Source organism: Photobacterium ganghwense (genome assembly GCF_017329545.1).
Lineage (GTDB): Bacteria > Pseudomonadota > Gammaproteobacteria > Enterobacterales > Vibrionaceae > Photobacterium > Photobacterium ganghwense.
Genome location: NZ_CP071325.1, coordinates 1,581,459 through 1,595,408, shown reverse-complemented (window position 1 = coordinate 1,595,408; position 13,950 = coordinate 1,581,459). Strand labels below are relative to the sequence as shown.

Here is a 13,950-nt window from a genome sequence, read left to right as displayed (position 1 = left end):
CAAACGAAAACATGCCATTTTGGTTGGTGCTTTTGATATTGAGGCACAAAAAACCGGAGCATGGCTCCGGTTTTTCATCTGTTAGCACGCGTTGGCGATTAACATTCGTTAATGGCGTTACGCACTCGCTTATCTGATACCGGATATGGCGTCCCCAGCTGCTGCGCAAAGAAGCTGACACGCAGCTCTTCAATCATCCAGCGGATCTCTTTCACTTTCTCCGGAACAGGCTGACCTTTCGGAATCTTGTTCAGCAGCTCTTTGTAGTCCGACACAACCGATTCAATCTTCATGATATGCATGCGGTCTTTGTTCGGGTCAATCGGCAGCTTTTCCATCCGACGCTCAATCGCCTTCATGTAACGCAGAATATCCGGCAGACGCTTCCAGCCACATTCCGTAGCAAAGCCTTTGAAGATCAGCCCTTCAATCTGCGCTTTAATATCAGACAACGCAAACGCCATGGTCAAATCAACCCGCCCTTTCAGACGCTTGTTGATGTTGAATGCCGTTGTCAGGATAGATTCCACCTGCTTGGCAATCTCTACGACGGTATCACCCAGCTCAGCGCGGACATGCTCTTTCAGTGCTTCAAACGCTTCCGGCTCCCATACCAGGCCGCCTTTCTCTTCAATCAGCTTGTCGATCCCACAGGCGATACAATCGTCGATCAGATCCAACACCCGACCATACGGGTTAAAGTACAAGCCAAGTTTTGATTTGTTCGGCAGGTTGTCGTGCAGATATTTGATCGGCGACGGCACATTGAGCAGAATCAAACGACGCTGACCCTGTTGCATGGCTGTGCGCTGCTCTTCTTCTGTCTCAAACAGTTTGATTCCGACGGAATCTTTGTTATCCACCAGCGCCGGGTAGGCTTTTACTTCAAAGCCGCCACGTTTCTGTTGATAACACTCAGGCAGTTTGCCAAAACTCCAGGTGTGCAGACCTTCCTGCTCGATGTCGTCATCCGCCACTTTAGACAGCGTTTCCTGCACTTTCTCTTTCAGGCCATCTTTCAGGCTGTAAAGATCCTTGCTTTCACGCAGCTTGCGGTTGCGATGATCCACCACACGGAAAGTGATCTTAAGGTGATCCGGCACCTGTTCAAGATTCCAGTCTTCACGCAAAACCGTCACGCCAGTCATGCGTTTAAGCTCTTTCTCCAGCGCATCCAGCAGCGGCATTGCCATTGCATCAACACGGGCCAGGAAAGCATCGGCATAGTTTGGTGCCGGCACAAAATTGCGGCGCACCGGTTTGGGTAAAGACTTAATCAGAGCCACCACCAGCTCCTGACGCAGACCCGGGATCTGCCAGTCGAAACCTTCCATTTCCACTTGGTTCAGAATCGGCAGCGGGACGTGAACCGTGACACCGTCACTATCTTCACCCGGTTCAAACTGGTAACTCAACTTAAGCTTGAGGTTCCCCTGATGCCAGAAGTTCGGGTAGTCCAGATCCGTTACATGGCTGGCATCGCTCTTGAACAGCATTTCACGTTCAAAGTTCAGCAGTTCAGGATTGTCTTTCGATGCCTTTTTCCACCAGGTGTCAAAGTGACGACCGGAAACCACAGTGTGGTCAATGCGCTGGTCATAAAACTCGAACATCGCATCATCGTCGATCAGAATGTCACGGCGACGGGATTTATGCTCCAGCTCTTCCACTTCCAGCAACAATTTGCGGTTCTGCTGATAGAACTTGTGCTTCGTTTCCCAGTCACCTTCGACCAGTGCCGAGCGGATAAACAGCTCACGGGACAACACAGGATCAATCCGACCGTAGTTCACCTTACGCTTGGCGATGATGGGAATACCGTACAGGGTCACCTTCTCAAAAGCGGATACCGAAGCCGGTTTTTTCTCCCAGTGAGGTTCACTGTAGCTGCGTTTGAGCAAGTGCTCGGCCAGCGGCTCTACCCATTCAGGCTGAATCTTGGCGGCAATGCGGCCCCATAGCTTTGAGGTTTCAACCAGCTCCGCGACCATGACCCATTTCGGCTGTTTCTTGAAAATGCCGGAGCCCGGGAAAATGTTAAAGCGTGCGTTACGCGCTCCCTGATACTCGTTCTTTTCCTGATCTTTCAGACCAATATGAGACAGCATCCCGGACAGTAATGCAGTATGAATACCGTCATAACTGGCTTCCTGTGAGTTCATCTTCAGGTCCAGCTCGCGGACAACCTGATGTACCTGGAAGTAGATGTCCTGCCACTCACGAACCCGCAAGTAGTTCAGGTAATCTTTCTTACACTGGCGGCGGAACTGGTTGCCGGACAGCGCTTTCTGCTGCTCCTGTACGTAGTCCCACAGGTTAATGAAGGTCACAAAATCGGAGTCTTTGTCGTAGAAACGACGATGCTTCTCATCCGATGCCTGCTGTTTTTCCATCGGGCGTTCACGTGGATCCTGAATCGACAGTGCCGACGCAATGATCATCACCTCACGCAGCGCTCCCTGCTTCGGTGCTTCAAGTACCATTCGGGCCAGACGCGGGTCAATCGGCAAACGGGCCAGCTGACGGCCGATTGCGGTCAGACGTTTGCGCGGATCTTTGGCCTGCGCATTGATCGCCCCCAGCTCTTCCAACAGGCGAACACCGTCCTGAATATTGCGGTTATCCGGCGCTTCAACAAACGGAAATGCCTGAATATCCCCCAGCCCGATTGCAGTCATCTGAAGAATAACGGAAGCCAGGTTGGTACGCAGAATTTCCGGATCGGTAAATTCCGGACGCGACAGGAAGTCTTCTTCGGAATACAGGCGGATACAGATACCTTCAGCCACACGGCCACAACGGCCTTTACGCTGGTTGGCACTCGCCTGTGAAATGCGTTCAATCGGCAGGCGCTGTACTTTAGTACGGTAACTGTAGCGACTGATTCGGGCTGTCCCCGGATCAATTACATATCGGATACCCGGTACGGTCAGCGAGGTTTCAGCCACGTTGGTCGACAGAACAATACGTCGGCCGGTGTGCGACTGGAACACCCGGTTTTGCTCACCCGCAGACAAACGGGCATACAGCGGCAGAATTTCAGTATCCCGCAGCTTACGTTTTTCCAGTGCTTCCGCGGTATCACGAATCTCACGTTCACCGTTCATGAAGATCAGGATGTCACCCAGCCCTTCCTCACACAGTTCATCGACGGCATCAAAAATGGCTTGCAGCTGATCGCGGTCGTTATCTTCACTCTCTTCACTGATCGGACGATAACGCACTTCCACCGGATACGTCCGGCCTGACACTTCGATAATCGGTGCGTTGTTGAAGTGCTTAGAGAAGCGTTCCGGATCAATGGTCGCAGAGGTAATAATGACTTTCAGGTCCGGGCGCTTCGGCAACAGCTCGCGCAAGTAACCCATGATGAAATCAATATTCAGGCTACGCTCGTGCGCCTCATCGATAATGATGGTGTCATACTGGTTTAGGAAACGATCATTCTGAATTTCAGCCAGCAGAATACCGTCCGTCATCAGCTTAATCTGGCTGCGGTCGGAAACCTGATCGTTAAATCGAACTTTGTAACCCACGTAAGAGCCCAGTTCACATTCCAGCTCTTCTGCAATACGGCTCGCAACCGAACGGGCAGCCAGTCGGCGTGGCTGGGTGTGACCAATCATCCCCTTGGTGCCCAGCCCCAGCTCCATACAGATTTTCGGCAGCTGGGTCGTTTTACCCGAACCGGTTTCACCGGCGACAATTACCACCTGGTTGTGCTTAATGGCTTCGGCGATGTCGTCTTTTTTCTGGCTGACAGGCAGCTGTTCCGGATAGCGAATCGTCGGGCGTTGCGCCGCACGCAGCTGAGCCACTTGCATGGACTTGGCAATATCCATCGCGATTTCGTCAAACACCGCGTGGCGGGCTTGTTCGTTCTTAATCTTTGCTGCGCCCTGCACCCGTTTCAGCAACCGGAAACGGTCGCGTATCATGCAGTCGTTGATAGCAGCTTTTAGCGTATTTTCGTTATTCAAAACGTCTTTCTGAGAAGTGGTTGACTGAGTCAAAAGAAGTCCTGCTAAATCAGCTTGGTAGTTCTGAGCGAATTCTACCATAAATCACCGAGGTTACGGAAAACACAGGTAAACGGGGATCCGTTATAACCTATACCGGCTAAACATTGACATTGTCGGCAACATTTGAAAGCAGGATTTTGTTCAGATTGCACTCATTTGATCCCAATAGTAAAATTTTGTCCTGATTTAACCCAAAAGGTAATTTTGTTATGAAAAAAGCGCTACTAGGTTTTACCCTGGCAGCCGCAATGGCTGCACCAGCCTTTGCCGCACAGCCAATTCAGCTGTCTGTTCCGGGCAACAACCTGCCAGATGGTAACGTTCAGGGTTTCCGTGCTTCTCTGCTTTACGGTCAGACGCCTTCTGTGACCGGTCTTCAGTTGCCTATTCTGGGTTTGGCTGAATCACAGAATTTCACAGGTTTGAGCGTAGGTATCGCGTTTGGTGCAACACGTGTTACCGGCGCATCGAAAGGTGTGAAATTTGGTCTGGCAAACTGGAACGACAACACGGCGAAAGGTGCTGACTTCGGTTTTGCTAACTATACTGGCGGCCAGTTTACCGGTCTGCAATTTGGTGCGTTTAACTACGCAGGCAGCCTGAACGGCCTGCAGCTTGGCTTTATCAACGCCACTGACCGCATCAACCAAGGTATTCAGATTGGTCTGATCAACTACGACAAATCGGGTACCTTCATCAGTAAAGATCTGCCGGTATTCCCAATCATTAACGCCCGTTTCTGATAACCCGAAGACACGCTAGCGATGAAAAAAACAGGGAGTTTGAGACTCTCTGTTTTTCATGCTGTTTATTGTGTTGATTTTTTCTGTATTAATCCCTGCCTGCACTTTTCCTTGCCTGCAGCCAACATGTTTACGGATGCCGTTACCTGTGATGACAGGCTCTGCTGTCCATTCGATACCCCATCGACAGCCCTCTTTTAAATATTGAAAACAAACCCTGAAAGCTATTTGTAAAAACTACTCGTAACAGCTAATCGTGAAAACTTATCGCCTAAGAAAAACGTGAAAAACATCACGCTTTTCAGGAACTCATCTCGCCAGAGGCAGTCATAATTTATGTGGCTAAATTGATTATCAGACGCCACACTCAATACAGCTCCATTTTCAGCAGTTCAGAGGCAAGCATGTTACACAAGTTGCGTACCCTGTTTCAGCAGGTCATGAATGACGGCGACGCCAGCGGCGTTTCTGACACCCCCTCTCTGCATTTGGCTATCGCCAGTTTGCTGTGCGAAGTCGCCAGTGCTGATCACGTCGAAGATCACCGAGAAGCCCGGGCAAAAGAGCATTTGCTGGTGAATTTACTGGATATCAGTGAGGATAATGCGCGGGCACTGTTAGAAAAAGCACAAAAGCAGAGCGATCTGTCTGTGTCGCTGTTTGAGTTCACTACGAACCTGCGGTCACTTTCTCAGGAACAACGCTACGACCTCATTGAAGCCATGTGGCAGGTCGCCTATGCCGACGGTACAGCTGACCCGATTGAAGAGGCCGTCATTCGTCAGGTCGCAGAACTGATTTACCTTGATCACTCAGCGTTTATTCGTGCCAAGTTATCGGCGCAGGAAGCGACTGACAGCTAGCAGCTAACAGCTAACAGCTAAAACAGTAAAGCGCGATGACTGGATATACGACCAGTCACCGCGCTTTATCTTTTCAGTCAGTTCATTGGGTTATTTAATGTCGATAAGTCTGCTCGCTTTGCGATAGCGAACTTTCCATCCTTGCCAGCGAGGTAGCTCCCAGCGTTTCGGATCGGCTTTGCGGTTTCCGGACTGGTAAACCGCCACCACCTGCTTTTTAGCCAGATGGTATTCAACATGCATTTTCAGATCGGTCAGGTTAACAAACTGCGGAAATTCGCTGTCAAAATCCTCCCGCTCCCATGCCGGAATCCCCTCAAAATGAAAGTCATCGCCGGAAAATAAATCCAGATCATCAGCCGATTCTACCCCAAGCGCTTCCAACTGTTCATTTAACCACGTACGGATCTCAACCGGGGCGTTGTCCCGCTGACAGGTTTCACTTTGATAACGCCCCAAAGCCAGATACAGGTTCCACTGATGGATATCGGCTTGCAGCTTTTCCGCCAGCCCGTCGAGAAGCGTACCGTTCAGCACCATATCTAGCAGTGCGCCGCGTGCAGAGACACCTTGTGGTGCCTGCCAGCAGGAGTCGATAACGCGGCCGGCATAAATGCGTTGATGCTCAACCAGACAACCATCGTCGGTCACTTGCGTCCGGCCAAAGGCCGATTCACCAAAACCGAGCTCATTCAGCCAGGATAAAGGAACCGGTGCCATACAGGTTGCCAACACCAGATTTTGCTTCACACCTTTACCGGGCAACGCAAACTGATCAAAAACAATCGCCGCTTCTGCTGTTTCGGCGAATCGGCTATCCCTGCCGATATTCACTTCCGCGTACCCGTTCCCCAGAGCCTGTCGCCTTTTCTCCCTGCGAATAAACACCAGTTCCGGAGCAGTGCTCATCACCGCTTTCAGCCACCCTTCACGCTTTACCGAGGTGGCCACGTCAAGGTCTGGCAGAGCCAGTGCATCGCGAATCTGCTGCGACAGCAGACGTGCTTCTGTCAGCACGTCAGAATCAATATTCAACCAGTCCGGGACATCCTGACGAAGCAGCTTAATCAGCGCCATCGCGTCGCAATGCTGCGGTTCCCATTGCGACAGTTTCTCTCGCTTTTCTTCGCTATTGGGCATTTGCCACACTTTCTGATACACACTCAGAGCGGCGGCCACATCCACCATCGCTTCCCGGCTGGCTTTATCCGGCATCGCGCTGATCAAATGGGCAAAAAGCGTGTCGATGGGTAACGGGTAGAGAATTTTTCCGTAGTCGGTTGCCAGCCCCTGCGTATTGATGGCCTGCATTTGCAATAGCTTTTCCCGGGCCAGTAGCATCGGTTTTTCCGGCACCGGATCAACAAACGGCAACTTATCAAGCACATACCCGCTACAGGCTGCCGCCAGCATCGGCTCCACCAATTCTTCTCGGTGCAATTCCGGTGGTGTTATGGCTTCCAGCGGTGCCGCTTTGCCGTACAAACGCAGGCACGTTCCGTCTGCCACTCGCCCTGCCCGGCCTTTACGCTGCTCCGCACTGGCTTTGGAAATGGCATGCAAACCCAGCACGGTACGACCATTTCGCTGATGCGTCCGGCGTTCCAGCCCGCTGTCGATGATCAGGGTGACCCCGGGAATGGTCAACGAGGTTTCAGCCACATTGGTCGCCAGAATAACCCGCTGTTTGTGGCTAATGGTCAGCGCCCTGTGCCGCTCATCATCTGAAACCGACGCATGAAGAGGAATGACATCTATTTCTCCGCAGTCCAGCTCTGCTGCCAGTGCCTGTCGTAACGCAGACTGACATTGGGCAATTTCTTTTCGCCCCGGCAGAAAAACCAGAATATCCTGGTGCTGGCGGTAATGTGCCAGTACCGTTTGCTGAATTTTCGTTTCCAGATGGCGGATATCAGGCATATTACGCGCATCATCAGCCAAATGATTCACTGTCACCTGGAACTGACGGCCTTCCGCTCGTAGGCAAATCCCACCGAGATAGGCAGTCAGACGCTCACTGTCCAGCGTTGCAGAAGTCACCACAAGCCGGTGACGGTTCTGCACTTTCAGCATCGCCAGCAAAAGATCGGTATCCCAGCGTCGTTCATGGAACTCATCAATAATGATCGTTGCAAACTGCGCCAGTTGATTTTCACTGAGCCAGCGCAAGGCGACACCGGGAGTCACAAAAACAATGTCTGATGCCTCATTGAAACGGTTCTCAAACCGAATCGCGTACCCCACCGACTGACCAATCGGCTCTTGTCGCTCACCGGCAACAAATTCAGCCAGAGACCGACAGGCAACCCGCCGCGGCTCAACAACCAGCACCTTACCACGCCGTGCCGCCCATACCGGCAGACGGGTTGATTTCCCCGAGCCGGTTTCAGCGACGACAACCAAGTGTTGTTGTTCAACCCGGGCTAGAAATTCAGATTGGATATCATCAATAGGAAGTGAAACAAACATGAAGTAAACGCCGGTTAAATCAGGGTTAATCGCTTTTGCGCAGGTTTTCATCCAGCTCAAGGCACAGCAGACGGAGTGCTTCAATGCTCTCTGCCGTCATACTGGAACGTGACTCGAGTTGAGCCGTGAGTTCGTTCGCCTCATCTTGCAGTTGACTGCCTTTTGCCGTTAAGGAAATCACTTTTTTTCGCTCATCCAGCTCAGAAACCCGCCGGGTCAGCAACCCCTTTGATTCCAGACGCTTAACAATTGGAGTCAGAGTGCCCGAATCCAGATGCGTATCATTGGACAGCTCTTTCAAACTTACGTCATTCTGGCACCAGAGCGAATGCATCACAATGTACTGTGGGTACGTCAGATCATACTCATCCAGAATGGGACGAAACGCTCTCACCAGAGAGTTCGTCGCGGTATACAGCGCAAAACACACACTATCAGATAATTTCTGGGCCATGTATTCATCCGTTTTTGAACGCCCAGCCGATATTAACTGGGTCTGTAAAAGCTGTTTTTACAAAAGCATTGTTGATTAATGCAATGTTTCTTAAGCAAGGTCACGATGTTAGCAAATTTCACCTCGGCAAAATAGTTTGCGAGCAAATTATTTTTGAGCAAAATATCTTGCACTCTCTTTCCTACCCGGGTAAGTTATCCACAAATGATTTGTGCGCAAATTATTTGCGGGTGACTTATTTGAAAACCAAGAAATGAAGTCTGATACATATCGAATCTGAAAAATTGTGCCTTCAATATCCCTGTGTCCTGATGTCGCAACACGCGCAGCCAATACAGGGCAAGGAAACAAAGAGAGAAAGAACATGATGAACAGCCAACAAATCCATCTTGCTTCACGCCCGACAGGCATGCCTTCGCAAGCGAACTTTAAAACGGTAGACGTCACATTGCCTGCTCTGCAGGAAGGTGAAGTACTGGTTAAAAATACCTGGATGTCCGTTGACCCTTATATGCGGGGCCGCATGATCGTTTCAGATTCCTATATCCCCCCATTCCAGATTGACGAAGTGCTGGAAGGCGGTGCCATTGGTGAAGTCATTGAATCGATGAATGCGCAATTCCCAGTCGGTGCAAAAGTCAGCAACATCAGTGGCTGGCGTACAACATTCATCAGTGATGGCAGTGATCTGACTCTGCTGCCAGCGGTTGGCCTGCCTGATCAACATTTTCTGGGTGTGATTGGCATGCCGGGTCTTACCGGCTGGGTCGGTCTGTTTAAAGTTGCCCAGCTTAAACCAACAGACACCGTGTTCGTTTCCGCTGCATCCGGCGCTGTAGGCAGTGTGGTATGCCAGATTGCGAAACTGCATGGCTGTAAAGTCATCGGTTCTGTCGGGTCTGATGAAAAAGCGGACATGGTCAAAGCCATGGGCGTTGATGCCGTCATCAACTACAAAAAGGTTGATGATCTGACTCAAGCTCTGCGTGACGCAGCGCCTGAAGGCATTGATGTGTACTTCGAAAATGTTGGCGGCGCACATCTCGAAGCGGCATTGAATGTGATGAACCCTTACGGCCGCATTCCTGTGTGTGGCATGATTGCTGACTACAATGCTGAAACACCTCAACCAGGACCAAGCAATCTGCTACTGATCAATACCAAAAAACTGACTTTGCAAGGTTACATTGTGATGGATTACTGGGATCAGTACGGTGAGTTCGTCGAGCAGATGGGCCAGTGGCTGAAAGAAGGCAAAGTCACTTCGGAAGAAACGGTCTACCACGGTCTGGATCAGGCGGTTGATGCTTTCATTGGTCTGTTTGAAGGCAAGAATAAAGGCAAGATGCTGGTTAAGATCTAATTAACCGCCTGCTTTTTACATGATATTTGAAATCTCGCTTCTTCTTTTTATCTGGTAGTAACCATGTTCCCCTGGCAGTTGGCACTGTCGGGGGCTTTTTTTTGTCCATTCAGATGAAAATCCCCTACTTTTGCTGTTGTGATTGATCATAACCCATTGACTTTTATTCCTGACTCCCTAGCCTTAAAACATCTAACCAAAGAGGCTCGTCACATGACCCGCAAAGAAATTTTTAACCCTGAACTGTGGGATGAAGTCCCAGGTTTTGAGTTTGAAGACATCACTTATCACCGTGCCAAAAACCAGGGCACAGTCCGCATCGCCATCAACCGTCCAGACTGCCTGAATGCATTTCGTCCGAAAACAGTCGATGAGCTGTTCACCGCACTGGATCACGCCCGTCAATGGTCTGATGTTGGCTGCGTATTGCTGACCGGTAACGGTCCGTCACACAAAGGTCAGTGGTCATTCTCGTCGGGTGGCGATCAGCGTATTCGTGGCAAAGACGGCTACAAATATGAAGGTGAAGAAGCCGGTAAGGCAGATGTCGCCCGCATGGGACGGCTGCACATTCTTGAGGTGCAGCGCATGATTCGCTTCATGCCTAAAGTAGTGATTGCTGTCGTGCCCGGCTGGGCCGTGGGTGGGGGCCATAGTCTGCATGTGGTGTGTGATTTGACACTGGCTTCGAAAGAACATGCCATTTTCAAACAGACTGATCCAGACGTTGCCTCTTTTGACTCCGGCTACGGCTCTGCTTACCTGGCAAAAATGATTGGCCAGAAACGTGCCCGAGAGATTTTCTTCTGTGGCTTTAACTACAGCGCCCAGGAAGCTTACGAAATGGGCATGGTAAATAAAGTGGTTGATCACTTTGAGCTAGAAGAAGAAGCACTGCGCTGGGCCAAAGAGATCAACAGCAAGTCACCGACAGCAATGCGCATGCTGAAATACGGCTTCAACCTGCCTGATGATGGTTTAGTTGGCCAGCAGTTATTCGCCGGCGAAGCCACACGATTGGCATATGGGACCGATGAAGCGCAGGAAGGCCGCGACGCCTTTTTGGAAAAACGCGATCAGGACTTCAGCCGCTTCCCTTGGCATTATTAATTCGCCATATTGTTTTATTTCAATAAATTCAATGCCCTGGATTCGTCAGGGCATGTTTTTCTGTTCTTGCGATGAAAGACACGTGAACAAAACATACAAAACACACAATAAAAACAACATATCTACCAAATTTTAACAAAAAGAACATAAATCACACACAATTGAGTTTAATCTCACACCAGACCTTTTCCTTCACCACTTCCCGCCCAAAGATCACAGAATAATTATTTTTGTAAAACAACAACAAAACAGATATAAAACAAAATCAGAACAAAACAAACAAAGATGAAACATTATTCATTTTACCGTGTTAAATCCTGTAAAAAGATGCATAAAAACATGATCAAATTCGCGAAAAATGTGCGCATTCCCTTTGAATAATCAGCACGGTAGATCTACGATTAGGCCCTAAATGAAAAAAGTCATTTTCATTTTTCTCTCACCTTAGGAAACAGAGTGTTTTGCATGAACAACGATAAACGTCCTCTCTACATCCCCTACGCAGGCCCTGCGTTACTAGAAACTCCCCTCCTTAATAAAGGAAGCGCATTCTCTGTTGAAGAACGTATGTTCTTTAACCTGGAAGGTCTGCTTCCGGAAGCGATCGAAACGATCGAAGAACAGGCAGAGCGTGCTTATCAGCAGTATCTGAAGTTCGAAAATGACATGGATAAGCACATCTATCTGCGCAATATCCAGGATACGAACGAAACTCTGTTCTACCGTTTGGTTGAGACCCACATTACTGAGATGATGCCAATCATCTACACCCCGACAGTTGGCGCGGCTTGTGAAAACTTTTCTAATATCTACCGTCGTGGCCGCGGTCTGTTCATCTCTTACCCTAACCGTGACCGCATCGAAGACATGCTGAACAACGCTTCTCGTCATAACGTGAAAGTGATTGTTGTGACAGACGGTGAGCGTATTCTGGGTCTGGGCGATCAGGGTATCGGTGGCATGGGTATTCCAATCGGTAAACTGTCTCTGTACACCGCATGCGGTGGTATCAGCCCGGCTTACACCCTGCCGGTAGTGCTGGATGTGGGTACCAATAACCCACAACGTTTATCTGATCCAATGTACATGGGCTGGCGTCATACGCGTATCTCCGATAAAGAGTACGATACGTTTGTTGACGATTTCGTACAGGCGGTAAAACGCCGTTGGCCTGACGCTCTGATTCAGTTCGAAGATTTCGCTCAGAAAAACGCAATGCCACTTCTTGAGCGTTACAAAGACAAAGTATGCTGCTTTAACGATGACATTCAGGGCACCGCAGCTGTGACCGTTGGCTCTCTGCTGGCTGCTTGTAAAGCGGCAGGCAGCAAACTGTCTGAACAACGCGTGGCTTTCCTTGGTGCTGGTTCAGCAGGTTGCGGTATTGCCGAAGCAATTATTGCGCAAATGGTTTCTGAAGGTATCAGCGATACCCAAGCACGTAGCCAGGTATTTATGGTCGACCGCTGGGGTCTGCTACTGGACGATATGCCAAATCTGGTTAACTTCCAGAAGAAACTGGTTCAGCCACGTGCCAGCATTAACGAGTGGGAAACAGAAGACACGAACATTTCTCTGCTGGATGTGATGCGCAATGCCCACCCGACGATTCTGATCGGTGTATCAGGCGTACCTGGTCTGTTCAGTGAAGAAGTTATCCGCGAAATGCATCAGCATTGTGAGCGCCCAATTATCTTCCCACTGTCTAACCCGACCAGCCGCGTAGAAGCAACGCCTGCCGACCTGATCCGCTGGACTGAAGGTAAAGCACTGGTAGCCACAGGTTCGCCTTTTGAACCGGTTGTGTTCAACGGTAAGACCTACCCTATCGCGCAGTGTAATAACAGCTACATCTTCCCGGGTATCGGTCTGGGTGTACTGGCTGTTGGCGCCCGTCGTGTGACGGATGAAATGCTGATGGAAAGTAGCCGTGCGTTGTCTGAGTGCTCACCATTGGCAATTAACGGCAATGGTCCGCTACTGCCGCCACTGGAAGACATTCAGGATGTTTCACGCCACATTGCCTTTGCTGTTGCGAAGAAAGCTGTCGAGCAGCGTAAAGCACCGAAAAATACCGACGAGCGAATTAAAGAGAAGATTAACGACAACTTCTGGAAATCAGAATACCGTCGCTACAAGCGTACCTCTTTCTGATCGCCAGCCATTATTCGGCCAGGTATTACTTAATCGTTGTTCCCAAAGCCCGCATTTTTGCGGGCTTTTTTACTATAAGTGACTTAATTTACTGAGAAAATTTAATCCATATATCATACTGCAATCAATATCAAACACAATTTCCCGCCAATTCGGTAAATTTAGCCCTTACTCTAAGAATCTAGCTTCATTGTTACCCTGTTAGCCTGTCTGCCTTTATGCTACTGGTTGAAACTAAGCCGGTTACGACGTACGGCAAATAAAACAATAAATGGAGAGTGCAATGCAAGAGTTGCCCGTTTGCAGTCAATGCGGTCAAGATGAGGAGTTCCTGGTTTCAGAATCAGGGGAATACATCTGTGTCTGTGGCCATGAATTCCATACCGACCCCATTAGCCCATCATCCCTTGATAACAACACGACATCCTCATACCAAGTGACAATGAACTACGTTTCTCCGCTTCTGCATTAACGCCTGAGAAACCGTCATTTTGAATACCCATCTAGCCGCCATACTCTGGCGGTTTATCTTTTCCTTATGAGCACCATTCTCACACTACAATAAGTCCTGCATACCAAATCATTTTTAAACCTGGAATTATTCACTAATTGTTCCCTTTCTTATTGAATACCTTCTCATATGTTAAGAAATCATCTCAAACACCGCCCCAAAACAAGTTAAAAAACCTAACAAGTCAGGTTAAATTGGTGTAAAAGTCGAAATTATTTGATAATGAACAACGTTTTAAACGATCACATTCAGTAACCATTT

General features: G+C 49.4%; 8 protein-coding genes. 5 read left to right on the top strand and 3 right to left on the bottom strand.

The genetic code is table 11. From position 1 onward, the window contains the following. Positions 1-98: 98 nt before the first annotated feature. Positions 99-4,013 (bottom strand): ATP-dependent RNA helicase HrpA, encoded by a 3,915-nt coding sequence (hrpA, locus tag FH974_RS07415; RefSeq protein ID WP_107193868.1) that lies wholly within the window; start codon positions 4,011-4,013, stop codon positions 99-101. Between the two features lie 218 nt (positions 4,014-4,231). On the opposite strand from hrpA, the gene FH974_RS07410 reads away from it, so the two are divergent. Together FH974_RS07410 and FH974_RS07405 are read left to right on the top strand one after the other, a co-directional pair. Next, positions 4,232-4,765, top strand: a complete 534-nt coding sequence (locus tag FH974_RS07410; RefSeq protein ID WP_047885376.1) for an LA_2272 family surface repeat-containing protein — start codon at positions 4,232-4,234, stop codon at positions 4,763-4,765. A gap of 404 nt (positions 4,766-5,169) precedes the next feature. Next, the gene (locus FH974_RS07405; RefSeq protein WP_047885375.1) at positions 5,170-5,628 is read left to right on the top strand and encodes a tellurite resistance TerB family protein; all 459 of its coding nucleotides are present in this window, start codon (positions 5,170-5,172) and stop codon (positions 5,626-5,628) included. A 90-nt stretch (positions 5,629-5,718) separates the two neighbouring features. Here the strand turns inward: FH974_RS07405 and FH974_RS07400 are convergent, their stop codons facing one another. After that, positions 5,719-8,097: a helicase-related protein gene (locus FH974_RS07400; protein ID WP_047885454.1), complete on the bottom strand. Its 2,379-nt coding sequence runs from the start codon at positions 8,095-8,097 to the stop codon at positions 5,719-5,721. 25 nt (positions 8,098-8,122) lie between these two features. Next, positions 8,123-8,551, bottom strand: a complete 429-nt coding sequence (locus FH974_RS07395) for a MarR family winged helix-turn-helix transcriptional regulator (protein WP_047885374.1) — start codon at positions 8,549-8,551, stop codon at positions 8,123-8,125. A gap of 364 nt (positions 8,552-8,915) precedes the next feature. Between FH974_RS07395 and FH974_RS07390 the strand changes: the two genes are divergently transcribed. From FH974_RS07390 to FH974_RS07380, 3 genes are all read left to right on the top strand, one after another. Beyond that, the gene (locus tag FH974_RS07390) at positions 8,916-9,914 is read left to right on the top strand and encodes an NADP-dependent oxidoreductase (protein ID WP_242551863.1); all 999 of its coding nucleotides are present in this window, start codon (positions 8,916-8,918) and stop codon (positions 9,912-9,914) included. A gap of 213 nt (positions 9,915-10,127) precedes the next feature. Then, positions 10,128-11,024, top strand: a complete 897-nt coding sequence (locus tag FH974_RS07385) for a 1,4-dihydroxy-2-naphthoyl-CoA synthase (RefSeq protein WP_047885373.1) — start codon at positions 10,128-10,130, stop codon at positions 11,022-11,024. Positions 11,025-11,489: 465 nt separating this feature from the next. Beyond that, complete coding sequence (locus FH974_RS07380) at positions 11,490-13,178, top strand: NAD-dependent malic enzyme (RefSeq protein WP_047885372.1); 1,689 nt, start codon at positions 11,490-11,492, stop codon at positions 13,176-13,178. Positions 13,179-13,950 lie beyond the last annotated feature (772 nt).